Here is a 24159-nt window from a genome sequence, read left to right as displayed (position 1 = left end):
TCAAGGAAGCAAGCTTCCTCTACCCCTCGACTTGCATGTGTTAGGCCTGCCGCTAGCGTTCATCCTGAGCCAGGATCAAACTCTTCATCGTATATTTTTTGTATTTTTAGACAAAGTCTAGCTTCGATTTTTATCGATTCTCTTACTCTCTTATTTTGTCTCGTTATTAAAACGAGACGGCTGTCAATCCAATATGTCTATGAACGTTTTATTCTTTCTTTTCGCCTCTCTTTCGGTTAGCGGGTGCAAAAGTAATACTTCTTTTTTAACTGACAAGCTTTTTTGAAAATATTTTTGATTTATTTTTTTAAAACTTGTTTCTCAATTATTCAATGAACTTCCTCTCTTGCGGGGTGCAAATATAGAAATCTTTTTTCTCCTAATCCAAATCTTTTTATCCCTTTTTTTTACTTTTTTCTTAACTCATTGATTTTACATATCATGCAAGCCGAAATTTTTACAAATTAACAAATAGTTTACCCATTAGCCCCGATGGAAACGTAAATTCTTTTTGTTTTTTTATCCTTAATTATCCCTCTTTATCACAAAACATCACAAAAAAACAAAAAGATTGTACCGAACAGCGGGAATATGACTCCCAAATAATAAACAAAGAATCGCTCCTAAATTTCACATTAATAACCTATATATTCATATTCATATTAATACATTATTACATCTACATTATTACAATTATGTATATACTTAATGTAAATTATATTTATACTTATATTGTATGTGTTTTTGTAATCGTATATATTTGCATCCCATTCTGAATTTTCGGAATTGGACTTGAAAATTTATAAATAATGATAAAGATTACTCTACCTGACGGTTCGATTAAGGAGTTTGCGAAAGGCACAACTCCAATGGATGTTGCAAAAAGCATCAGTGAAGGATTAGCTCGAAATGTAATTTCGGCAGCTTTTAATGGTATAACAGTTGAAACGGAAACAGAATTGACGACCGACGGTTCTCTTATATTATATACATGGAATGACAAAGAAGGAAAAAAAGCTTTTTGGCATTCTACTTCTCACGTGATGGCGCAAGTTTTGGAAGAACAATTTCCCGGAATTAAATTAACGCTTGGTCCAGCGATTGATAACGGGTTTTATTATGATGTAGATTTTGGCGATAACAAAATTACGGATGCTGATTTTAAGAAAATTGAAGACCGAGTTTTAGAAATTTCTAGAGAGAAGCACGAGTTTAAAATGCGTCCGGTTTCTAAAGCGGAAGCCTTGGCTATATATAAGGATAACGAATATAAAACTGAATTGATTTCTAATCTTGAAGACGGTACGATTACTTTTTGTGATCATGCCAACTTTTTTGACTTGTGTCGTGGTGGCCATATTCCGAATACAGGAATTATAAAAGCTATGAAAATCATGAGTGTTGCTGGTGCTTATTGGCGCGGTGATGAGAAAAACAAACAGTTAACTCGTGTTTATGGAATTTCGTTTCCAAAGCAAAAAGACTTGACTGAATATTTAGAATTACTTGAGGAAGCTAAACGTCGCGACCATAGAAAACTAGGAAAAGAACTTGAATTGTTTGCGTTTTCTCAAAAAGTTGGACAAGGTTTGCCATTATGGCTACCAAAAGGTGCCGCTTTAAGAGATAGATTAGAGCAATTTTTGAAAAAAGCTCAAAAAAAAGCAGGTTACGAACAAGTTGTTACACCACATATTGGTCAGAAAGAACTTTATGTAACTTCTGGACATTATGCTAAATATGGCGCCGACAGTTTTCAACCAATTCACACTCCTGCAGAAGGTGAAGAGTTTTTATTAAAACCAATGAATTGTCCGCATCACTGCGAAATCTACAACACAAAACCTTGGTCTTACAAAGATTTACCAAAGCGATATGCTGAATTTGGAACGGTTTACAGATACGAACAATCGGGAGAATTACATGGATTGACACGCGTTCGTGGATTTACTCAGGACGATGCTCACATTTTTTGTACACCAGACCAATTGGACAGTGAGTTCAAAAAAGTAATTGACCTTGTATTATATGTATTCGGTTCATTAGGATTTGAAAATTTCACAGCGCAAGTTTCAGTTCGTGATTTAGACAATCCAGATAAATATATAGGTAACGTTGAAAACTGGGAAAAAGCAGAAAATGCAATTATTAGCGCAGCTCGTGACAAAGGATTAAACTATGTTATCGAAAGTGGCGAAGCTGCTTTTTATGGTCCAAAATTGGATTTTATGGTAAAAGATGCTTTGGGCAGAAGCTGGCAATTGGGAACAATTCAGGTGGATTATAATTTACCAGAACGTTTTGAATTAACTTATAAAGGTGCCGATGACAAATTACATCGTCCAATTATGATTCACCGTGCACCATTTGGTTCAATGGAACGCTTTATAGCTATTTTACTGGAGCATACATCTGGAAATTTCCCACTTTGGTTGATGCCAGAGCAAGCTATTATCTTGTCTTTGAGTGAGAAATATGAAAATTATGCTAAAAAAGTTTTAGAATTGCTAGAAAATCACGAAATTCGCGCCCTAATTGACAACCGCAACGAGACGATTGGTAAAAAAATCAGAGATGCGGAAGTTCAAAAAATGCCGTTTATGCTGATTGTTGGCGAGGAAGAAGCAAATAACGGAACCATTTCTGTTCGTCGTCATGGACAAGAAGGAAAAGGCAATATTACAGTAACAATTGAAGAATTTGCTAAAATTGTTAACGAAGAAATTGCCAAAACATTAAAAACATTTGAAGTTTAACTAAAATAATATAGCCATAGCAATTAGAAACAACAGAGGTTATCAACCTCGAGTAGAAAAAACAGCAGCACATAGAATTAACGAGTTGATTCGTGGTGTTTCTGAAGTACGTTTAGTAGGTGAAAACATTGAACCAGGAGTTTTCAAATTCACTGAAGCTTTGCGTTTAGCAACTGAATTGGAAGTAGATTTAGTAGAAATCTCTCCAAACGCTGATCCGCCAGTTTGTAAATTGATGGATTATGGAAAATTCATTTATCAACAAAAGAAACGTGATAAAGAGTTAAAGGCTAAATCTACTCAAATCACTGTTAAAGAGATTCGTTTTGGGCCTCAAACAGATGAGCACGATTATGAATTTAAAAGAAAAAATGCTGAAAAGTTCCTAAAAGAAGGTTCTAAATTAAAAGCGTTTGTATTTTTTAAAGGGCGTTCTATCATCTATAAAGAGCAAGGACAAATCTTATTGTTGCGTTTGGCACAGGATTTAGAAGAATTTGGTAAAGTTGAAGCTATGCCAGTTCTTGAAGGAAAGAGAATGATTATGTTCATTGCTCCGAAGAAAAAAGGTAAATAGTTTCTAGAAAAGAAAATGGTTTACTGTTTAGCCCCGATTGAAACGAAAATCCTCGAAGAGATTGTAGTGAAAAGCGGGAATGACAATAAAAAAACAAGCGAATTGTTTCGCTGCAAAAAAAATAAGTAAGTTGAATCACAAATAAATTTGGGAAATTATGCCTAAAATGAAAACAAAATCTAGCGCTAAGAAACGTTTTAAAGTTACTGGCTCTGGAAAAATTAAAAGAAAACACGCTTTTAAAAGTCACATTTTGACTAAAAAGTCTAAAAAACGTAAATTAGCATTAACTCATTCTGCTTTGGTTCACCAATCAGATATGAAAAGTGTTAAAGAACAATTAAGAATTATCTAATAATTCTTTAGGTTAAAACAAGTATTTAATAACCTTGGAGTATGGCTTTAAGTTCCTTTGATTAAATTCAGGACGCCTGCTACAAAAAAACAGAAAAATTATGCCAAGATCAGTAAATTCAGTTGCTAAAAGAGCAAGAAGAAAAAAGATAATGAAGCAAGCCAAAGGTTTCTTTGGTCGTCGTAAAAACGTTTGGACAGTTGCTAAAAACGCAGTTGAAAAAGCAATGCTTTATGCATACCGCGATAGAAAGCAAAACAAAAGAAATTTCCGTGCATTATGGATTCAACGTATTAACGCTGGAGCTAGATTGGAAGGAATGAGTTATTCTCAATTCATGGGATTAGTTAAGAAAAACGGTATCGAATTGAACCGTAAAGTATTAGCTGATTTAGCAATGAATCACCCAGAAGCTTTTAAAGCTGTTGTGAATAAAGTAAAATAAACGTTTGTACAACCTCGATTTTAACTTACTTATTATAGAAAAACCCAACTTATTGTTGGGTTTTTTTATGGGTAAAAGTCTCAGCTGTAGTCTTTTTTTAACATTTTTTTTGATTATAGAGTTTATAGTTTCTCTATTTTTGGGAAAACTTATAAAACATGAAAAGAATACTATTAACCGGTTGCTTAATTCTCTCATTAACAACAGTCATGGCGCAAAATTCTTCTACAGAAAAAAAGACTGACAAACAAGGTTACAGTTACGAAACGGTAAAAAATGACAAAACCGGAACTCGTATTTATACCTTAAAAAACGGATTGAAAGTTTACTTGGCACAAAACACTGACGAGCCAAGAATTCAAACGTATATTCCAGTAAGAACAGGTTCAAACAATGATCCATCAGATAACACTGGTTTAGCGCATTATCTTGAACACATGGTGTTTAAAGGAACAAGCAAAATTGGAACGCAAAATTGGGAAACTGAGAAAAAACTAATCGCTCAAATTTCTGATTTATACGAACAACATAAAGCGGAAACCAATCCTGAAAAGAAAGCGGCTATTTATAAACAAATAGACGAAGTATCACAAGAAGCTTCCAAATATTCAGTTGCCAATGAATATGACAAATTGATTTCGTCGCTTGGTGCAAAAGGAACAAATGCGCATACATGGGTTGACGAGACAGTTTATAAAAACAACATTCCTTCTAATGAGTTAGAAAAATGGATGGTTATTGAAAAAGAACGTTTTTCTGAATTAGTTTTACGTCTTTTCCACACAGAATTAGAAGCGGTTTATGAAGAGTTCAACCGTGCTCAAGATAACGATGGTCGTTTGGTTAACTATGCATTAATGGATGCTTTATTTCCAGTAACGCCTTATGGTCAACAAACTACTATTGGAAAATCGGAACACTTAAAAAATCCTTCAATGGTTGCTATTCACAACTATTTCAACACCTATTATGTGCCAAATAATATGGCAGTAGTTTTGGTTGGAGATTTGGATTTTGATAAAACGATTAAAATGGTAGATCAATACTTTGGTACATTCCAATACAAAGAATTACCAATGAAGAAAAAACTATCCGAAGCTCCAATGACATCAATTGTTGAAAGAGAAGTAAAAAGTCCAACTGCCGAGAGATTAACAATGGCTTGGAGAACTTTTGGTGCTGGAACCAAAGAAGCGCGTTTGGCTACAATTGCTGCTGAAATTCTTTCTAATCAAGGCGATGTTGGATTAATCGATACTAACATCAACCAAAAACAAACAGCGCTTGGTGCTGGAGCTTATACTTCTGTCTTTAATGATTATGGTTATTTAGCTATGAGCATTTCCGTAAAAGAAGGACAAACACTTGAAGAAGGTAAAAAATTGTTATTGGCAGAAGTTGAAAAAATTAAAAAAGGTGATTTTGACGAATGGATGATAAAAGCCATTAACAACAACATGAAATTAGACGAAATGAAAACTTTCGAATCGGCTGACGGATTGGCAACAACTATGTATTCTGCTTATATTCAAGGTAGAAATTGGAGTGAAATTGTATCTGAAGTTGATGAATATTCAAAAATTACTAAAGCAGATATTGTAAAATTTGCTAACGATTTCTTCAAAGACAACTATGTTATTGTGTACAAAAGAAAAGGCGTAAACGACAAATTAGTTCGCGTTTCTAACCCAAAAATTACTCCGGTTCAATTAAACAGAGATGCACAATCAGAATTTTACAAAGATTTCCAAAATCTAAAATCGGCTGATTTAGCTCCAGTTTTTGTTGATTTCAAAAAAGAAATTCAAACTAAAAAAGTAAAAAACACTACCGTTAGTTTTATCAAAAATACAACTAATTCTATTGCTCGTTTGAACTACATCTTCAATATGGGTTCTGATAATGACAAGAAATTAGCGTTGGCTGTTGGCATGCTTGACTATTTTGGAACTGATAAATTAAGCGCAGAACAAGTGAAAAAAGAATTCTATAAAATTGGAATTTCTTATTCGGTAAATATTGGAACTGAATTGAGCTACATCACGCTTTCTGGTTTAGAAAATAATTTACCAAAAGGTATTGAATTATTAGAGAATTTCATCAAAAATGTAAAACCAGACCAAGAGATTTACAACACTCAGGTGGAAACCATTTTGAACAATCGTGCCAATGCTAAAAAACGTAAAGAAAGCATCATGAACGCTTTGACGAATTATGCAAAATATGGTAAAGATTCACGTTTCCGTGATATTCTTTCAGAAAAACAATTGAAAGAAATGAACGTTACTGAATTGACCGATTTAATCAAAGGCGTAAACGATTACCAACACGAGATTTTCTTCTACGGAAGCGATTTAAACCCAATCGTTGCTGCGTTAGAAAAACACCACAACTTAGCAGCAAACAAAGCTCCTTCTACTCCAAAAAAATATGCTGAACCAGCTACAAGTGACAAAGTATATTTTGCAAACTATGACATGGTACAAGCCGAAATGACACGAGTTGCCAAAGGAGAAAAATACAATCCTGCAATTGCTGGAACAGTAAATGTTTTCAACGCTTATTTTGGTTCGGGATTATCATCAATCGTTTTCCAAGAAATTAGAGAATCGAAGTCGTTGGCTTATTCTGCTAGAGCTTATTATGGAACAGCAAATGATAAAAATCTAAGCGATTATATGCAAGTTTCTATTGGAACACAAGCAAATAAATTGCCAGAAGCTGTTGATGCAATCAATGCATTATTATCTGAAATGCCAAAAATTGAAAAGCAATTTGATAACGCAAAAGAATCTAGTTTAAAACAAATGGCTTCCAGCAGAATTATCAAAGCCAATATCTATTTCAACCAATTAAATTTGAAAAAATTAGGAATCGACTACGATATTAGAAAAGACATTTACAAAAGTATTCAAGGTTTAACCCTAAAAGCTACTGACGATTTCTTTAACAAAGAAGTAAAAACCAAAAAATACAATACTGCAATTATTGGTAAAAAAGAAAGCTTAGACTTTGAAGCACTTAAAAAATTAGGACAAATTGAAGAAGTAACTTTAGACGAAATCTTTAATTACTAATTAAATTTTCCCTTTTTTATACTAAAACCTCTCGACATTGTTGAGAGGTTTTTTGTTTGTATAAAATTTATAATTAAAAGACTTTTGTATATTTGGGTGTTAACAGTAATATAAAAAAGCTCTTCGGAACAACCAAAGAGCTTTAAGTAAAATCTTTCACTTAATTACGTTTCCTTTTCAGAAAAGAGGCTTGATTAAGCATTACGTTACAAATATACGGCATATATTTATAAAATCAATCTTTTTAAGAAAAAATTAATGGAATATAATAAGCTAGAATACTATCTTTCACAACCAAGATTAAATAGATTTTTATTAGCCTCAGGTAATTCAAAAACAAAAGCGCAAAAATTATATAGAGCAAACTTAAGAGTTGCACAATCTTTTTATCCAATATTAAACTTATTTGAAATATTCTTGAGAAACATTTGCAACTATCAAGTATCTGCGCACTTCGAAAATCCAAATTGGATTATTACAGAGAAAAATGGTTTTATGAATGACCAATCGTTAAATGCATCCAGATTTTTTCTTAAAAATTCAGTCTTGAATGCCGAAAGAACCATTAGGCGAAAAGGTGGATTGGTAACAGCTGGGAAAGTTGTTGCTGAACAATCTTTTGGCTTTTGGACAAGCTTGTTTGATACTCACCATTATCGGTTAATTGGTGGAATTGTTATACATTCATTTAGTAACAAGCCTGCAGAAATCAACAGAAGCGCAATAAGTCTAAAATTAAACAGAATAAGAGAATTTAGAAATAGAGTTTATCATAACGAACCTATTTGCTTTAATGAAAATGGAATAGACTTCACATATGCAGAAAACATCAAAAATGAAATTTACGAAATGTTAAACTGGATTGATGCAGATTTGAGAGACTATGTTGAATATTTTGATGCAATTGACAATAAAATAAGTATTGCGAAACAGATATAAAATACTAGACTCAACAATGGTAACTGTTGCACAATCTCGAAAAAAAAGACTTTCCCTTATACTTGACATACCAAATTATATTGTATTTTAGACAAATTTTATATTTAACACCAAACTTTTCATCAATCTATTAAATTTTAATTTATGAACAAAATTAGACTTACGTTCATGCTTTCTCTTGGAGTTCTTTTGTGCACAGGTTTGTCTCAAGCGCAAGACAAATCAGAACGAAAAAAGAAGAACAAAAAAGAAATCGCTGCTGCTGCAAAAGCAGACTCTATCAAAAAAGCAAAACCTGCTAAACCAACAATCGCTGAGAAAATAAAATCCAGCAAAAAATCAGAAGGTTTGTTTACCATTTACCAAGATACAGTAACGGGTAGCATTCAACTTTTTGTCAAAAAAGACCAATTGGGTAAAGAATTTATCTACCAAAGTTACTCAATGAATGGACCAACAACTTTGGGTTTAAATCAAAGTATGCACAGATCAACCAACATCATTAACATCAATAAAGCAAATGATAAAATTGAATTTGGCATTGTAAACACAAATTTTTATTATGACAAAAACAACGCTGTAAGCAAAACCGCTGGAACTGATATTTCGGAAGCCATTTTCTTAGCCGAAAAAGTAGTAGCCGAAGATAGCAATGGTTATCTAATTGCTGCCGATGGTTTATTTCTTAGCGAAAAAATGGATCCTGTGAAACCAATTATGCCACCAGGAATTCCACCTGGAGCTGTTTTCAATTTAGGAAATTTCAATGCTGCAAAATCAAAATACCACAGTATTCGCTCCTATCCAAACAATACAGATGTATTAGTTGATTTGGCTTATGACAATCCAGCTCCGTTAAATGGCGGTGGCGATGATATTACCGATGCACGTTATGTTCGTGTTCGTATCCAACATACTTTTCTAGAAATGCCTAAAAACGATTTTAGAGCAAGAAGAGATGATCCGCGTGTTGGTTATTTTGGACAAACGGTAAACGACCAAACCAGCATGAAAGCAACGCCTTATAAAGATATTATTCACAGATGGTATTTGACCAAAAAAGATCCGGGTGCTTTTTTAAGCGAACCTGTAGAACCAATCGTTTGGTGGGTTGAAAACACAACGCCAGTAGAATATCGTCAAACCGTTGTTGAAGCTGGAAATAAATGGAACGAAGCGTTTGAAAAAGCTGGTTTCAAAAATGCAGTTGTGATGAAAATCCAACCAGATGAAGCCGATTGGGATGCTGGCGATGTTCGCTACAACGTAATTCGTTGGGTTGCTTCGGCTTATCCTACTTATGGTGCCATTGGACCAAGTTTTGCAAATCCACGAACAGGACAAATTTTAGGTTCTGATATCACAATCGAATGGGCTTCGGGAAGTAGTTCTCCATCTTTGGATGAATTATATTCTATAAAAAATTCAGGCGATTCTGAACACCTAAACCATTATTTCCACAAAGATGGAACTGCTTGTACAATGGCTAGCGAACTTAAAAATCAATTCATCATGGGAACAACTTTGGCAGAAACTTTTGGTGAAAATCCAGAAACTTTAAAAGAAGTTCACAAAGAATTTTTATACTATTTAGTATTGCATGAAATGGGACATACTTTAGGGTTAAACCACAACATGAAATCGAGCCAAATGTTAGCTCCAGCCGAATTACACAACAAAGCCATCACCGAAAAAGTTGGTCTTATTGGTTCAGTAATGGATTATCCTGCTATCAATCTTTCTTTAGACAGAAGCAAACAAGGGAATTATTATACTGTAAAACCTGGACCTTATGATCTTTGGGCAATTGAATATGGTTACAGAGAATTTGATGAAAAATCAGAAGAAGCTGAATTGACAAAAATTTTAAACCGAAGCACAGAACCTGCTTTAGCTTTTGGAAACGATGCTGACGATATGCGATCACCTGGAAAAGCAATCGATCCTCGCGTGATGATTAATGATTTAAGTAGCGATGCTATTGGCAATGCCGAAGAAAGATTTCAATTGGTTAACAACGTTATGGCTAAATTGAAAACAAAATACAGCAAAGAAGGTCAAAGTTATGCCGAGTTAAGAGCGCGTTTTTCAACTTTAAACAATCAAAGAAGAAACATGGCAGCAGTAGTTAGCCGTTATGTTGGTGGCGTAATGGTGGACAGAAGTTTCGTTGGTCAAAACACAACCGAAAAACCGTTTACACCTGTTTCAAAAGCACAACAAAAAAGAGCAATTGAAGTATTAAACAAATATGTTTTTGCACCAAATGCCTATAGCATTGATGCACCATTGTATCCATATTTACAGTTACAAAGACGTGGATTTAACTTCTTTTCAGGAACAGAAGATCCAAAATTAAGCGCAATTTATCAGTCTATCCAAACCGATGCAACGCTTGGTCATATTCTTCACCCAACAACGTTACAAAGAGTTTCCAACACAAGTTTATATGGAAACAGCTATACCGTTGCCGAAATCATGACCGATTTAACCAATGGAATTTTCAAAGCCGATTTAGTAGGTAAAGTAAATATGCAACGTCAATATCTTCAAACCTATTTTGTAAAAGAAGTTGCTGCCATTGCCGATATCAAAGATTCAAAAAACAGACATGACGATATCTCAAAAGCCGCAGCTCGTCAAACGTTGAAGAAAATTAAACTTATGCTTAGCACAGCTTCTTCATTAGATGAAAGCACAAAAGCACACCGAAATTACATTTCGTTTTTAATTGAAAATGCATTAACGATTAAATAATACGTTTTCAATCTTTATACCAAAACCTCTCGACATTGTTGAGAGGTTTTTTGTTTTAGATGAAAGTTATGCGAAATAGGAAATAAACATTCGCAAAAAACACTTTCTGATACGGTTATACGAATGTTAGTTGGCGAAATAAAAGACTTTCGTATATTTGGGTGTTAGCAGTAATAATATTATACCATCTAAATAGAAAAAATGGATTTACACAAAATTTTTTTAAGTGATTCTCTTTACACAAAATATGGCATAAACTCTTTTAGTGAAGATGAACTATTGAATATACTATTTCACAATGAAAATTCAGATATAAATAAAATTAAAACTCTTGATAGTTATTGTACTGTTTGTAAAAAAGAAACAACATTTATAAGTAGTGATATTACAACTATCAATTTCCGTGAAACACTTTTACAAATTACCGATAGAGGAATTGATTCTGTTGATAATGTTTTCAATTTCTTAGAAGAATGTGGAACTTTTGAAAGAGTTTTCAAATGTCCTCGTCCTGGTAGTGACAGTAACCATAACCACGTATATGTTTTTAGAATAAAAGATAAGGAACTTATAAAAATTGGTCAAAGTCCATCAATTGCTGACTTAGCGAAAAAGGAGATTGAAAAGTATCGAAGTTTTGATGAAAATATCTATAAAGAGCTAAACAGAGCTATTGGTCTTTCTTCTTATGGTATTGGTGTGGGTTCGTATGTTTATTTGCGTAGAATTATTGAAAAAAATATAGTAGTTCCTATATTACAAGGTCTTTTAGAAAAAGGAGAAATTGCTCAAGACGATTTATTTCAATCAGATTTTAAAAAGAAAATTGATTTAGCTAAAGATTATTTACCAGAATTTTTGGTAAGTAATAAAAAAATATATTCCATTCTAAGCAAAGGTATTCATCAATTAGAAGAAAAAGAATGCAATGATTCTTTTCCGCTTTTGAGAACAGCAATTGAAATAATCTTAGACGAAAAAATAGAACAGCAAAAACGAGATGAAAAAAATAAACTCATTGCTAATGAATTAAACAAATTCAAATAATTAACCCGATAGCGCGAACATCTTGCTCGTATCAATAAACAGAACACCTTCATCTAACCTGTCAGGTTTAAATCAACAATCCGTATCCCAAAACATTTATTTTTATACATTTGAATTATGACAAATCAAGATTTTAAAATAGAAAAATATACAGATAAGGATAGACAACAAATTCTCAATATTTGGGAAAAATCTGTTTTAGCGACTCACGACTTTCTACATCCGAATGACTTTTTAGAAATCAAACAACTTGTACATACATTCAATTTTAATGATTTTGAAGTGTATTGTCTAAAACAAAATAACGAAGTAGCAGGATTTATTGGTCTCGCTGAAAGAAAAATAGAAATGCTTTTCTTTTCGCCTAACTATATTGGAAAAGGTCTCGGAAGAAAGCTGACTGACTTTGCTTTTTCAGAATTAAAAGCCAGCAAAGTGGACGTAAACGAACAAAACACAAATGCGGTTAAGTTTTATGAAAAACTCGGTTTCAAAACATACGAACGAACAGATAAAGATGACCAAGGAAAGGAATATCCTTTGTTGAGAATGAAACTTGAAACAACTGAAAACTAAAAATAGAAAAAGCCCAAACCGCTAACAAAAGTTTAGCATCAATTTGTGCGGAAAGAAAAAAAGAAAAAACAATAAACTTTTTAAAATTTCAATTTTCAAAAAATGAAAACCACTCAAAAACTTCTACTCTATCTTTCGATTGCATTGCTTTTCATCAACTGTAGTTCTAAAAAAAGTGACGTATTTCAACCCAAAGAAGTTTATAAATCCAATGATTTAATCATTACTCAAGTTTCGCAAAATGCATTTGTGCATACATCATTTTTGCAAACACAAGATTTTGGAAATGTGCCTTGCAATGGTTTGATTGTTAGCAATAACAACGAAGCCATTGTTTTTGATACACCAACCAATACTAAAACTTCCGAAGAATTAATTAAATGGATAACCGAAACGCAACAATCCAAAATTAACGCGGTTATTCCAACCCATTTTCACAACGATTGTTTAGGTGGATTAACAAATTTTCACAGCAAAAACATTCCATCCTATGCCAATTTTAAAACCATAGAATTCGCAAAAAAGAATGACGAAACTTTACCTCAAAACAGTTTTAACGATTCGCTGGTTTTAAACATTGGTACTGAAAAAATCATCGCCAAATTTTTTGGTGAAGGTCATACACAAGACAATGTTGTAGGTTATTTTCCAAGTGAAAATGTACTTTTTGGCGGTTGTTTAATCAAAGAATTGAATGCAACCAAAGGTTATTTAGGCGATGCAAATACAGCCGATTGGTCAAAAACCGTAGAAAAAATCAAAAAGGAATATCCAAATCTAAAAATCGTAGTTCCAGGTCATGGTAAAACTGGAAACCAAAAATTATTGGATTATACAATTAAGTTGTTTACAACCAAATAATTAGTTGCTTTCTTGAAACTTTCCGTTAATACTTCCTGAAACTGTAATAACTGTTGTAGAACCATTTCCTTCTGAGCCTTTCACATTTTGAAAAGAAATATTGAATTTATTGTTCCCTAAATCTTCAACAATTACACTTCCGTTATAAAACAAATAACTATTGCTTGCTTTAGTATAATTTCCTGTTCCTTGCATTCCAGTCATCAAATAAGTTCCTGAAGCATCAGCTTGTGTTAAAGGGTAATTTACTCTAAAAACCATTTCATCCAAATCCGTTGGCGTGTTTGTATTTTTTTGTAAAACAAATACCATCGACTTTTCAACAGAAGTATTGGATGGATATGCTGTAATTTTTTTAGGTTGAAACGAAATTCCATCTATTTTAATAGTTGATTCAAATGATTTCGAATCACTATCGGATGAACATCCAATTAAAACTGTGCTTAACGCAATAAATGCTACTAAAACTCTTTTCATATTATACAAACTAATTAAAAACTTCTTCGTTTTCTCCATCAAAACTGGCAAAAACCATACTTGGATGCGAGTCTTGATGGAAGATATTTCCTTTATTATCAATAGCAATTGCGCCAGCAAATCCGTCAAAAGGTTTTAACTCAGCAAAGGTTTTTTCAAATGCTTTTTCAAGCGAAAAACCATCGGTTACACGAGTTACAATTTTAGCAGCCACTGCACCACTAACAATATCTTCGCCAACACCAGTTAAACTTACGCCACAAAATTCGTTGCAATAATTTCCAGCAACTGTAGCCGAATCAGAAACACGACCAACAATTTCAAAACCTTTTCCACCGGTTGAAGTAGCAACAGCAATTCGTCCTTCGCTGTCTAAAGCAACACAACCAACTGTTCCTTTTCCAGTTGAAGCTAATTTGGCTTCATATTCTTTTCTTCGTTGTGGAATTTCGGTAGAGAATTTTTCAAAACCATTTTTTCTAGCAAAATCGGTTGCTCCTTCTCCACTGAGAATTCGGTCATCAACATTCATTAAAACTTCCGCTACTTGAATTGGATTTTTTACTTCTTCAATATTAATCACACCACTCATTTTCATCGTAGTAGAATCCATCAAAGAAGCACTCATTCTGATTTTTCCATCGCTTTGAATTTGAGAACCAATTCCAGCATTAAACAATTCATCGTCTTCCAAAAGTGATGTAGCATAAACTACTGTTTCTACTGCTGAATGGGTTTTCATATAATCATACGAATTTTTCACAATACGAAGTAACGCTTGCTGTTTAGCAACTTTAGTTTCGTTGTTCGTTGATGATTCCGAGAAAAATCCGCCGTGGATGATTAATTTCATGTAAAATATTAAATATTAAATATTAGATTTCGGATATTTAATATTTTATATCTAAAATCTAATATTTTAAATTAAACGTATTGTGAACTTTTAATAGTCATTTTGAACGTATCCAAATCGAAAGTATCATGATTACTCATAACGTGTGTCACTAAATGATTGATAGAAATGGGTTGACCTAATTCTACTTGTGTCAAATTGGTGTCTTTCACTTCTCTTCCATCAACCAAAATCACAAGTCCTGAACCAATAGCTTCCATTTGACGACCATTTGTAATCAACAAACCTGTATCTTCTCCAAGTCCAATTCCAAGAACTTTTGGGTTACCAACAACCGCTTGAAACAAACGACCAATTCGACCACGTTGTACAAAATGTGTATCAATTACCACATCGTCAATCAATCCTAAACCAGACGTAATTTTTACTTCGCCTTTCAACAAAGCTTCGCTACTACTTCCTTGATAAATCATATTATTAGAAGCTGCCGCAGCACCAGCCGAAGTTCCTGCATACACAAAATCTTCGTTACGATATTTATTTATTAAAATTTCATCAAATGGTGTTCCGCCGAGAATTGAAGTCAATCGAAGTTGATCGCCGCCAGTAAACATCACTACATCAGCTGCTTTTAAACGGTCAAGAATTTCCACTTCACTAGCTTGTTCTCTTCTCTCAATATGAAGAACATCTACATTCTCAGCACCTAAATAGCGAAATGCTTTTACATATTCTGGACCAATTTCTCTTGGAATTTTTGACGCAGTTGTAATTACTTCAATGCGAGATTGTTCTTTGTGTTTTGATTCATTAATTATTCGTTTTAAAATGCCTTCTTCAAAGAAATTCAAATTCTTTGCAGCATTTTTGTCTAAATCAGTTTCGGTGAAACTACCTTTATCAACAGCACCACCAATTATTATAAGTTTTCCTTGTATATTCATGTGGGTAAAAATAACAAAAACATAACACTTACAAAGTATTTTTCTGTTTTTTGAAACGAACTTATCAACGAACTTATCAAAAATTTTATGCTCAAAAATAGTATCTTTGCCATCAAGACTAAAAAAATAGCATTCTCTAAATAAATGGAAATCAATCAAACCCGAATTAACAAATTTCTTTCCGAAACAGGTTATTGTTCTCGCCGCGAAGCCGATAAATTATTGGAACAAGGCAGAATTACCATCAATGGCGTAATTCCCGAATTGGGAACCAAAGTTTCTGCAGAAGATGAAATTCGCGTAGACGGAAAATTAATTCGAGAAAAAACCGAAAAACCAATTTATTTAGCGTTCAATAAACCCGTTGGAATTGAATGCACTACCAATCAAAATGTGCGCGATAATATTGTAGATTACATTAATTATCCAAAACGAATTTTTCCTATTGGTCGATTGGACAAAGCCAGCGAAGGTTTAATTTTTATGACCGATGATGGTGATATTGTCAACAAAATTCTTCGTGCAAGAAACAATCACGAAAAGGAATATATCGTCACGGTAAATCGTCCAATAACCGATAGATTTATCGAACGAATGGGCAATGGAATTCCGATTATTGATACCGTAACCAAAAAATGTAAAGTAGAACAAATCAGTAAATTTGTTTTTAAAATCATTTTGACGCAAGGTTTAAACCGTCAAATTCGTAGAATGTGTGAATATCTCGGTTATGAAGTTACCGCTTTAAAACGCATTCGAATTATCAATATTTCGCTCGATGTTCACGTTGGTCGTTATCGTGATTTAACCGATGACGAAATCAAGCAATTGAATAAATTAATTGAGCCTTCGAGCAAAACTGAAGAAGCAAGTTTTATAAAAAATCCAAAAGCTGAAAATCCCAAATTCCAAATAAATTCGAATATTGCAACGAATTCGTCATCTCGAGCGCAGTCGAGAGACAAAAACAACAAGCAAAATCGAAAATCATAAATCGTTAATCTACAATCTTAAATCAAATGCTAAAAACCATTTTATATATTGCTTTTGGTGGCGCAATTGGAAGCGTTTTTCGGTATTTGACATCGCTTTTTGTGGCAAAGTTTTGGCAAAATCATTTTCCATTAGCTACTTTTTTAACCAATCTTGTTGGCTGCTTTTTAATTGGAATTTTCATTGGATATTTAGACAAAAATAATTTGACAGATAGCAATTTGAAATGGTTTTTAATCACCGGATTTTGTGGTGGTTTCACTACTTTTTCAACCTTTGGATTAGAAAATTTTAACCTTTTTCAAAGTAATAATTCCTTTTTAGCATTTGCTTACATCGCTTCGAGCATTATTACTGGACTTTTTGCCGTTTGGCTCGGATTATTTTTATCCAAATAAGCAATAAAAAACTGCTAAAATCTGTAAAATCTGTGTTCAATTTTTGTATTTTCGCCATCTATGAAAAACGAAGACATTTTAGCGCTAAAAGAATTATTGGCAACGCCAAAAAAAATCGCAATTATTCCACATAAAAGTCCTGATGGCGATGCAATGGGCTCAACATTAGCCTTGTATCATTTCCTTCAAAAAGAAAACCATCATGCAACTGTAATTTCTCCAAATGATTTTCCAAATTTTTTGGCATGGTTACCAGGTTCAGAAAATGTTTTGATTTTTGAAACTAATAAAGAAATTTCAACTCAAACCATTTTAGACGCTGAGATCGTTTTCACACTAGATTTCAACGCTTTACACCGAACTGGCGAAATGGAACACGTTCTTAACAAAGTTACTGTTCCCATGGTTATGATTGACCATCATCAAAAACCTGATGGTTATGCAATCTATACTTATTCGGATACTGCTTTTGGTTCAACTTGTGAAATGGTGTATAATTTCATTACTTTTTTAGGTAAAAATGAATTAATCGATAAAACTATCGCCACTTGCATTTACACCGGAATAACAACCGATTCGGGTTCGTTCCGTTTTCCATCAACTACAAGTACAACACATCGAATTGTTGCTGATCTAATCGACATTGGCATCAATAACAGCGAAATTCACAATTTATTATTTGACAACAATTCCTATAATCGATTGCAACTTCTTGGACGAGCTTTACAAAACATGAAAGTTTTTCCAGAATTAAAAACATCTTATATTTCGCTTTCGCAAAAAGAATTGGACGAGTTTCATTATGAAAAAGGCGATACCGAAGGCGTTGTAAATTATGGTTTAACAATAAAAGGAATAGAATTTGCTGCTATATTTATTGAACATCGCGATGAAAATATCATCAAAATTTCGTTCCGTTCTCAAGGTGATTTTGACGTAAATCAATTTGCTCGTGAGCATTTTAACGGCGGTGGACATATCAATGCTGCTGGAGGAAAATCGTATGACAGTTTAGAAAATACGATTAAAAAATTTGAAAAAATAATTTCAAAAAAGACACATTAGAATGAGAAAATTATCCCAAATAACAGCAATAGTTTTGCTTGTAGTAACATTAGCAAGCTGTAAACAACAACAAGCTCGCATGCCAGTTTCTCGTTCTTCGGGAACTTTCATGAAAGAATCAGTTATCAGAAATAAAAAATTGGTTGCAAGCGAAGAAGCCAAAATTGATTCCATCATCAAAAGCAATCCAAAAATAAAATACTATGCTTCCAAAAAAGGTTATTGGTATAGTTATGACATTAGAAATGAAAAAGATACACTTCGTCCAAAAAAAGGCGACATTGCTTTTTTTGATTATGAAATAAAAGATTTAAAAGGTAACGTTGTCTATTCTGAAGTAGAATTGCGTCCGCAAGTTTATGCTGTTGACAAACAAAACATCATGATGGGTTTGCGCGACGGAATTAAACTGATGCGTAAAAACGAAAAAGTAACCTTTCTTTTTCCATCCAATATGGGATTTGGTTATCATGGCGATGAAAAAAGAATTGGCACAAATGAACCTTTAATTTGTACTGTAACTTTAAACGATTTTAAACCCGAAAACAAACAAACTCCAGTAAATATCATTAAAAATGAATAGAATTATTGTATGCCTATTGCTTGCATTATCCATTACAATCACATCGTGTAAAGACGAACATCAAGATTTAAAAGACGGACTTTATGCCGAACTAGAAACCTCGCGAGGAAATATTCTTCTTGAATTAAACTACAAAAAAACACCAATTACGGTTGCTAATTTTATCACATTAGCCGAAGGAAAAAACACTTTTGCCTCTGAAGAATGCAAAGGAAAGCGACTATTTGATGAAATTAAATTCCACAGAGTTATTTCAAAATCAAATGGCGATGCCGAAGATTTTATGATACAAACTGGTGATCCGCTTGGAACTGGTGCTGGCGATGCTGGCTATACTTTTGTTGATGAAATCACTGATTTAAGACATGACAAACCTGGAATTTTGTCGATGGCAAATTCTGGTCCAGCAACGAATAGCTGTCAGTTTTTTGTAACGATTGTTCCAACGCCTTGGTTAGACGGAAAACATACAGTTTTTGGCGAAGTTGTAAATCCTGAAAGTCAAGAAGTAGTAAATTCAGTTACCCAAAATGATATGTTGCACAAAGTAACTATCATCAGAAAAGGTGAAGACGCAAAGAAATTTGATGCGGTAAAAGTATTTAGCAATTACTTCAAAAAAGAAGCGGAAAATCGTAAAAAACAACAAGAATTATCCGATGCTGAAAAGCGAAAAAAACTAGAAAAATTCAAACCTGCAATTGATAAAAAGTTAAGTTATTTTGCAGAGGTAAAAGAAAAAGCAATCAGTACCTCAACTGGATTAAAATATACAATAACTCATAAATCTAAAGGAGAAAAACCTAAAAATGGAGAAACCATACTTATCGATTATGCAGGTTTTCTTGAAGATGGAACGCTTTTTGATACCAGCAATCCAGAAGTTGCTAAAACCTTTGGAACATTTGATGAAATTCGTGCTATGCAAAATGGATATAGTCTTTTGCCTTATCAAATAGGTGCTAAAAATCTAATTCCAGGGTTTATTGAAGCGGTGAACAAATTAAACCTTGGCGACAAAGCGGTATTGTTTATTCCGTCAAAATTAGCTTATGGCGAGCAAGGCGCAGGAAATGCTATTCCACCAAATGCTAACATTATATTTGAAATTGAAATTAAAGACAAAAAATAAAATAATTATGAAAATAAAAAACAACATTCTTTTTTTATTCCTTATAGGAATGACAACTGTTGTAGCGCAAACAGCTAAGAAACCAGTAGCTGCAAAACCTACAACTACTGCCGCAAAACCACAAACCAATAATACAAACGAAGGTGTTTTTGCCGAAATTGAAACTTCCAAAGGTAAAATTGTTATTGCTTTAGAATACAAAAAAACACCAATTACGGTAGCCAACTTCGTTTCGCTTGCCGAAGGAACAAATACTGAAGTGAAAGACGAAAAATTAAAAGGAAAACCTTTTTACAATGGATTAAAATTCCACAGAGTAATTGCTGATTTCATGATACAAGGCGGCGATCCTGCTGGTAATGGTTCTGGCGGACCAGGTTATGCTTTCAAGGATGAAATTGTTGCCGATTTAAAACACAACAGTGGTGGAATTTTATCGATGGCAAACTCGGGACCAAAAACCAATGGTTCGCAGTTTTTCATTACTCACAAAGAAACGCCTTGGTTAGACGGAAAACACACTGTTTTTGGAAAAGTAACTTCTGGAATGGACGTGGTAAATGCTATCAAACAAGACGATTTGATTAACAAAATTACCATCGTAAGAAAAGGTGCTGAAGCCAAGAAATTTGATGCTGCAAAAATCTTTACAGATTACATGGCAAACAAAGCTAATGAAGACAAAAAAGAAGCCGAAATAGCTGCCGAAAACAAAAGAAAAGCCGAAGAAGCTGAAGCTGCTAAAAAAGCGGAATATGCTGTAAAATATGCACCAGTTATAGCTGCAAAAGTAAAACAACTAAACGAAGTTAAAACAGCATCTACTGAAACTGCAACGGGTTTGAGATACAAAATCATCCAAAACGGAACAGGAAAGAAACCAGCCGATGGAACAAACGTTTTAATTCACTATGCTGGTTATCTTGAAGACGGAAGCTTGTTTGAGAGCAGCTATGAAGTAGTAGCAAAAGAATACGGAAAATTTGATGAAAACCGTGCAAAAGCTAATGGTTACCAACCTTTTCCTTTCCAATATGGAAACAAAAGCGGATTAATTCCAGGTTTTTTTGAAGCATTAAGTTTTATGAATTATGGTGATAAAATTGTAGCTTTCATTCCTTCAAAATTAGGTTATGGAGAACGCGGAGCTGGAAATGTAATTCCACCAAATGCTAACATCGTTTTTGAAATTGAACTGATTGAAGCACCAACAAAATAATTTTCTCAAAAAAACTTCAAAGTTCCGTTATCGAAAGGTAACGGAACTTTTTTTATGGTATCAATATGACAATTATCATTTTATTATAAGTTGCATCAAACTACTTTTGACCTATAATTTGAATAGTATGCTCAATTCATTGATACAAAAATATAACGTTCCTGGTCCAAGATACACCAGTTATCCAACGGTTCCTTACTGGAACGAAAAACACTTTTCATTGGAACAATGGAAGAACACTTTTGTAAAATCATTTGAAGAAAGTAATACTTCCGAAGGAATTAGCTTATACATTCATTTACCGTTTTGCGAATCGCTTTGCACATTTTGCGGTTGCCATAAACGAATAACCAAACGCCACGAAGTTGAACATCCATATATTGAGGCAGTTCTAAAAGAATGGCAACTGTATTGTGACCTTTTTCCAAATAAACCCAAAATCAAAGAAATCCATCTTGGTGGTGGAACGCCAACTTTCTTTTCACCCGAAAATCTGGAGCGACTAATCCATGGCATTTTATCAAAAGCGGATTTAGCCGATGAATATGAGTTCAGTTTTGAAGGTCATCCAAATAATACAACGCGAGAACATCTGCAAAAATTATTCGATTTGGGCTTTCGCCGAGTAAGTTTTGGCGTTCAAGATTATAGTCCGAAAGTTCAAGAAGCTATTCATCGGGTGCAATCCTTTCATAATGTGGCAAAAGTAACTTTTTGGGCAAGAGAAATTGGCTATACTTCTATTTCGCATGATTTGATTTATGGTTTACCGTTCCAAACCTTAGAAGATGTTGTGGATACTATTGAGAAAACAAAATCGCTTTCGCCAGATAGATTGGCATTTTATAGTTATGCTCATGTTCCGTGGATAAAAGGAAACGGTCAGCGCGGTTTTAAAGACGAAGATGTTCCAAAGGATGAAGAAAAAAGAAAACTTTACGAAGTAGGCAAACAGCTTTTAGCATTCAAAGGATACAAAGAAATTGGCATGGATCATTTTGCTTTGAGAACCGACAGTTTATACCATTCGTTTAAACAAAATAAACTCCATCGCAACTTTATGGGATATTCATCGTCAAAAACACAGTTGATGATTGGTCTTGGTGTTTCATCCATTAGTGATAGTTGGTATGGTTTTGCTCAAAATGAAAAGACTTTGGAAGACTATTACACTCGATTAGAAAATAATGAAATACCGGTTTTTAAAGGACATATTCTAACCGATGAAGATTTGATTATTCGCAAGCACATCTTGAATTTAATGTGCCATCTAAAAACCGATTGGTCATCAGGATTGTATTTTGAACAGTTACCCGAAGTATTATTTTCGTTAGAAGAAATGCTTCATGACGAGCTAATCGAAATAACCGATACTTCATTAAAAATCACCGAAAAAGGAAAACCATTTGTTCGAAACGTTTGCATGGCTTTTGATTTACGATTGAGAGAAAATCAGCCGCAACGCCAATTGTTTTCTATGACAATTTAAAAAATAAAAAACGCATCAATTTCTCGATGCGTTTTTTGGATTGGGTTAGTTTGTGGGGAGAGCAGGATTCGAACCTGCGAAGATGTAATCAGCGGATTTACAGTCCGCCCTCGTTGGCCGCTTGAGTATCTCCCCATCGCTATTAGCGGTTGCAAATATAGAAACACTTTTGACTTAGACAAACAAAAAATCAAATTTATTTTTGCAAAAATTGTAATTGTTTCAAAACGAAAGACATAAAAAAAAATCTCCAAAAGGAGATTTCTTTTAATTTTTATCAAAACTGTTTATTAAAGTAACGAAGCAATTTTTTTCTTCAATTCATCACCTCTTAAATTTACTGCAATAACTACTCCTTTGTCGTCAAGAATATAAGTTGAAGGAATTTCTGTTATGTTGTATTGCTTAGCAATTGGATCTTCCCAACCTTTGAGATTAGAAATTTGTGTCCAAGTAATTTTATCTTTTGCAATTGCTTCTTTCCATTTATCTGCTTTTTCATCAAGAGAAACACCAACGATGTTTAAACCTTTAGCATGAAACTCATTGTATAAAGCTACAACACTAGGGTTTTCAGCTCTACATGGTCCGCACCAACTAGCCCAAAAATCGATAATCGTTACTTTTCCTAAACTTTCTTTTAATGAAACTTCTTTCCCTTCAGGAGATTTACCCTTAAAATCTGGAGCTGGACTTCCTACTTTCACAGCACTTGCCGTTGGTTTACTCACAGCCGATTTTAATTGTTTCACTTCTTTCATTTTTTCGGCAACTTTTTTACCTACTTTACTTTCTTTAAGTTCTTTATCAAGACTGTTGAAGAATTTTTCTGTTTTTTCATCCGTAAAATCCGGATTTCCAACCATGGATTGAACAATCAACAAACTGATATATGATTTTGGATGTTTTTCTGGATAATCAAACATATAATCGGTCATGTCTTTTTGAAGCGCTTTGTATTCTTTACGTAATGAGTTAATAACAACTGTATCGTTTTTTTGTTGTGCTTCATTCATTTTAGCCATATTCTTCATTTGAAATTCCATAACTGCTTTTTGGGATTTCTTTTGAATTTTATTGGACTCCGTTTGGAATTTAAAGAACTCATCGTTGCTGTAAGTTCCAGAAATTTTTGATTTAAACAAACTGTCTTTATCAACTTCCATTCCTATTTGACCTTCTTCAAGAATGAACGGAACTTTCCCTTGTACTTTTTCTACTTGCACGAAATACATTTCTGGTCCTTCTGCAATTCCTTTGATGTTAAATTTACCATCAACCATATCAACAGTATCAACAGGAACAAATCCCATTGCTTCGTCTTGTCGTTCTAAATATACTTTTCCTGTTTTTAATCCTTTTACTGAACCTTCAATAGTGTATTCGCCATCCTTTTTACAAGATGCTAGTAAAATAGCGAGTAATCCAAATGATACTAATTTTTTCATTTATTAAGTTTGTTATTTTGATTTCGAATGCAAATGTATTTAATTTTATATCATAACCATTTTTATTTAATAAAAGTTTAGACTTTGCTTCTACAAATAAAACACGATTACTCCTAATAAATGGAAGTAAATCATCAATTAACCGTTAATTTTAACGAAAGTATAGCA

The 24159-nt window shown here is 33.4% G+C and carries 21 protein-coding genes, 1 tRNA gene and 1 rRNA gene; 17 read left to right on the top strand and 6 right to left on the bottom strand.

Annotated elements, in window-relative coordinates; translation table 11 throughout:
• Positions 1–91, bottom strand: a 16S ribosomal RNA gene (locus G6042_RS02725); the annotation flags it as partial.
• 718 nt (positions 92–809) lie between these two features.
• Between G6042_RS02725 and thrS the strand changes: the two genes are divergently transcribed.
• The 10 genes from thrS to bla all read left to right on the top strand — a co-directional run bounded on the left by thrS (position 810) and on the right by bla (position 13390).
• Positions 810–2756, top strand: coding sequence for a threonine--tRNA ligase (gene thrS / locus G6042_RS02720; protein WP_169522734.1), 1947 nt, complete (start codon positions 810–812; stop codon positions 2754–2756).
• 76 nt (positions 2757–2832) lie between these two features.
• A complete protein-coding gene (gene infC, locus G6042_RS02715; protein WP_288110596.1) occupies positions 2833–3333 on the top strand; it encodes a translation initiation factor IF-3 in 501 nt (166 codons plus the stop codon).
• Between the two features lie 157 nt (positions 3334–3490).
• Positions 3491–3688 (top strand): 50S ribosomal protein L35, encoded by a 198-nt coding sequence (gene rpmI / locus G6042_RS02710; RefSeq protein WP_108370561.1) that lies wholly within the window; start codon positions 3491–3493, stop codon positions 3686–3688.
• A gap of 100 nt (positions 3689–3788) precedes the next feature.
• Entirely contained in the window at positions 3789–4133 is a 345-nt protein-coding gene (gene rplT / locus G6042_RS02705; protein ID WP_169522733.1) for a 50S ribosomal protein L20, read from the top strand.
• 158 nt (positions 4134–4291) lie between these two features.
• Positions 4292–7210 (top strand): M16 family metallopeptidase, encoded by a 2919-nt coding sequence (locus G6042_RS02700; RefSeq protein ID WP_169522731.1) that lies wholly within the window; start codon positions 4292–4294, stop codon positions 7208–7210.
• A gap of 258 nt (positions 7211–7468) precedes the next feature.
• Positions 7469–8149, top strand: a complete 681-nt coding sequence (locus G6042_RS02695) for a hypothetical protein (protein ID WP_169522729.1) — start codon at positions 7469–7471, stop codon at positions 8147–8149.
• Between the two features lie 144 nt (positions 8150–8293).
• Positions 8294–10906 (top strand): zinc-dependent metalloprotease, encoded by a 2613-nt coding sequence (locus G6042_RS02690; protein WP_169522727.1) that lies wholly within the window; start codon positions 8294–8296, stop codon positions 10904–10906.
• A 201-nt stretch (positions 10907–11107) separates the two neighbouring features.
• Positions 11108–11953 (top strand): hypothetical protein, encoded by an 846-nt coding sequence (locus tag G6042_RS02685; protein ID WP_169522726.1) that lies wholly within the window; start codon positions 11108–11110, stop codon positions 11951–11953.
• Positions 11954–12070: 117 nt separating this feature from the next.
• Positions 12071–12529, top strand: coding sequence for a GNAT family N-acetyltransferase (locus G6042_RS02680; RefSeq protein WP_169522724.1), 459 nt, complete (start codon positions 12071–12073; stop codon positions 12527–12529).
• A 102-nt stretch (positions 12530–12631) separates the two neighbouring features.
• On the top strand, positions 12632–13390 hold the full coding sequence (gene bla / locus G6042_RS02675; protein WP_169522722.1) for a subclass B1 metallo-beta-lactamase: 759 nt from the start codon (positions 12632–12634) through the stop codon (positions 13388–13390).
• Here bla and G6042_RS02670 read toward each other — a convergent pair whose 3' ends face one another.
• From G6042_RS02670 to G6042_RS02660, 3 genes are all read right to left on the bottom strand, one after another.
• Positions 13391–13867, bottom strand: a complete 477-nt coding sequence (locus G6042_RS02670) for a hypothetical protein (protein ID WP_169522720.1) — start codon at positions 13865–13867, stop codon at positions 13391–13393.
• Between the two features lie 10 nt (positions 13868–13877).
• Positions 13878–14720: an isoaspartyl peptidase/L-asparaginase gene (locus tag G6042_RS02665; protein ID WP_169522718.1), complete on the bottom strand. Its 843-nt coding sequence runs from the start codon at positions 14718–14720 to the stop codon at positions 13878–13880.
• Between the two features lie 71 nt (positions 14721–14791).
• Complete coding sequence (locus G6042_RS02660) at positions 14792–15664, bottom strand: cyanophycinase (protein WP_169522717.1); 873 nt, start codon at positions 15662–15664, stop codon at positions 14792–14794.
• Between the two features lie 144 nt (positions 15665–15808).
• Here G6042_RS02660 and rluF point away from each other — a divergent pair, with 144 nt between their 5' ends.
• The 7 genes from rluF to hemN all read left to right on the top strand — a co-directional run bounded on the left by rluF (position 15809) and on the right by hemN (position 22543).
• The gene (gene rluF / locus G6042_RS02655) at positions 15809–16657 is read left to right on the top strand and encodes a 23S rRNA pseudouridine(2604) synthase RluF (RefSeq protein ID WP_169522716.1); all 849 of its coding nucleotides are present in this window, start codon (positions 15809–15811) and stop codon (positions 16655–16657) included.
• 26 nt (positions 16658–16683) lie between these two features.
• Entirely contained in the window at positions 16684–17055 is a 372-nt protein-coding gene (gene crcB / locus G6042_RS02650; RefSeq protein ID WP_169522715.1) for a fluoride efflux transporter CrcB, read from the top strand.
• 60 nt (positions 17056–17115) lie between these two features.
• Positions 17116–18120 (top strand): DHH family phosphoesterase, encoded by a 1005-nt coding sequence (locus G6042_RS02645; protein WP_169522714.1) that lies wholly within the window; start codon positions 17116–17118, stop codon positions 18118–18120.
• A 1-nt stretch (position 18121) separates the two neighbouring features.
• Complete coding sequence (gldI, locus tag G6042_RS02640) at positions 18122–18703, top strand: gliding motility-associated peptidyl-prolyl isomerase GldI (protein ID WP_169522713.1); 582 nt, start codon at positions 18122–18124, stop codon at positions 18701–18703.
• Positions 18696–19835, top strand: coding sequence for a peptidylprolyl isomerase (locus G6042_RS02635; protein WP_169522712.1), 1140 nt, complete (start codon positions 18696–18698; stop codon positions 19833–19835). The genes gldI and G6042_RS02635 overlap by 8 nt, the downstream gene beginning before the upstream one ends.
• A 7-nt stretch (positions 19836–19842) precedes the next feature.
• Positions 19843–21054, top strand: a complete 1212-nt coding sequence (locus G6042_RS02630) for a peptidylprolyl isomerase (protein WP_169522711.1) — start codon at positions 19843–19845, stop codon at positions 21052–21054.
• Positions 21055–21181: 127 nt separating this feature from the next.
• Positions 21182–22543 carry an oxygen-independent coproporphyrinogen III oxidase gene (gene hemN / locus G6042_RS02625; protein WP_169522710.1) on the top strand — a complete coding sequence of 454 codons (1362 nt, stop codon included), beginning with the start codon at positions 21182–21184 and terminating at the stop codon, positions 22541–22543.
• Positions 22544–22596: 53 nt separating this feature from the next.
• On the opposite strand, the gene G6042_RS02620 is transcribed toward hemN, so the two are convergent.
• A tRNA-Tyr gene (locus G6042_RS02620) sits at positions 22597–22678 on the bottom strand.
• Positions 22679–22833: 155 nt separating this feature from the next.
• The gene (locus tag G6042_RS02615; protein WP_169522709.1) at positions 22834–23991 is read right to left on the bottom strand and encodes a TlpA disulfide reductase family protein; all 1158 of its coding nucleotides are present in this window, start codon (positions 23989–23991) and stop codon (positions 22834–22836) included.
• Positions 23992–24159: the final 168 nt, after the last annotated feature.

The organism is Flavobacterium solisilvae (assembly GCF_012911605.1).
In the GTDB taxonomy this organism is placed as follows: Bacteria; Bacteroidota; Bacteroidia; order Flavobacteriales; family Flavobacteriaceae; genus Flavobacterium; species Flavobacterium solisilvae.
Note: the sequence above shows the minus strand (reverse complement) of the source record. Positions and strands in the feature narration are given on the sequence as shown.

Excerpts from the sequence above, each read along its gene's own strand:
- thrS (WP_169522734.1), top strand. The coding sequence starts at position 810 with ATGATAAAGATTACTCTACCTGACGGTTCGATTAAGGAGTTTGCGAAA.
- rpmI (WP_108370561.1), top strand. The coding sequence starts at position 3,491 with ATGCCTAAAATGAAAACAAAATCTAGCGCTAAGAAACGTTTTAAAGTT.
- rplT (WP_169522733.1), top strand. The coding sequence starts at position 3,789 with ATGCCAAGATCAGTAAATTCAGTTGCTAAAAGAGCAAGAAGAAAAAAG.
- G6042_RS02700 (WP_169522731.1), top strand. The coding sequence starts at position 4,292 with ATGAAAAGAATACTATTAACCGGTTGCTTAATTCTCTCATTAACAACA.
- G6042_RS02695 (WP_169522729.1), top strand. The coding sequence starts at position 7,469 with ATGGAATATAATAAGCTAGAATACTATCTTTCACAACCAAGATTAAAT.
- G6042_RS02690 (WP_169522727.1), top strand. The coding sequence starts at position 8,294 with ATGAACAAAATTAGACTTACGTTCATGCTTTCTCTTGGAGTTCTTTTG.
- G6042_RS02685 (WP_169522726.1), top strand. The coding sequence starts at position 11,108 with ATGGATTTACACAAAATTTTTTTAAGTGATTCTCTTTACACAAAATAT.
- G6042_RS02680 (WP_169522724.1), top strand. The coding sequence starts at position 12,071 with ATGACAAATCAAGATTTTAAAATAGAAAAATATACAGATAAGGATAGA.
- bla (WP_169522722.1), top strand. The coding sequence starts at position 12,632 with ATGAAAACCACTCAAAAACTTCTACTCTATCTTTCGATTGCATTGCTT.
- G6042_RS02670 (WP_169522720.1), bottom strand. The coding sequence starts at position 13,867 with ATGAAAAGAGTTTTAGTAGCATTTATTGCGTTAAGCACAGTTTTAATT.
- G6042_RS02665 (WP_169522718.1), bottom strand. The coding sequence starts at position 14,720 with ATGAAATTAATCATCCACGGCGGATTTTTCTCGGAATCATCAACGAAC.
- G6042_RS02660 (WP_169522717.1), bottom strand. The coding sequence starts at position 15,664 with ATGAATATACAAGGAAAACTTATAATAATTGGTGGTGCTGTTGATAAA.
- rluF (WP_169522716.1), top strand. The coding sequence starts at position 15,809 with ATGGAAATCAATCAAACCCGAATTAACAAATTTCTTTCCGAAACAGGT.
- crcB (WP_169522715.1), top strand. The coding sequence starts at position 16,684 with ATGCTAAAAACCATTTTATATATTGCTTTTGGTGGCGCAATTGGAAGC.
- G6042_RS02645 (WP_169522714.1), top strand. The coding sequence starts at position 17,116 with ATGAAAAACGAAGACATTTTAGCGCTAAAAGAATTATTGGCAACGCCA.
- gldI (WP_169522713.1), top strand. The coding sequence starts at position 18,122 with ATGAGAAAATTATCCCAAATAACAGCAATAGTTTTGCTTGTAGTAACA.
- G6042_RS02635 (WP_169522712.1), top strand. The coding sequence starts at position 18,696 with ATGAATAGAATTATTGTATGCCTATTGCTTGCATTATCCATTACAATC.
- G6042_RS02630 (WP_169522711.1), top strand. The coding sequence starts at position 19,843 with ATGAAAATAAAAAACAACATTCTTTTTTTATTCCTTATAGGAATGACA.
- hemN (WP_169522710.1), top strand. The coding sequence starts at position 21,182 with ATGCTCAATTCATTGATACAAAAATATAACGTTCCTGGTCCAAGATAC.
- G6042_RS02615 (WP_169522709.1), bottom strand. The coding sequence starts at position 23,991 with ATGAAAAAATTAGTATCATTTGGATTACTCGCTATTTTACTAGCATCT.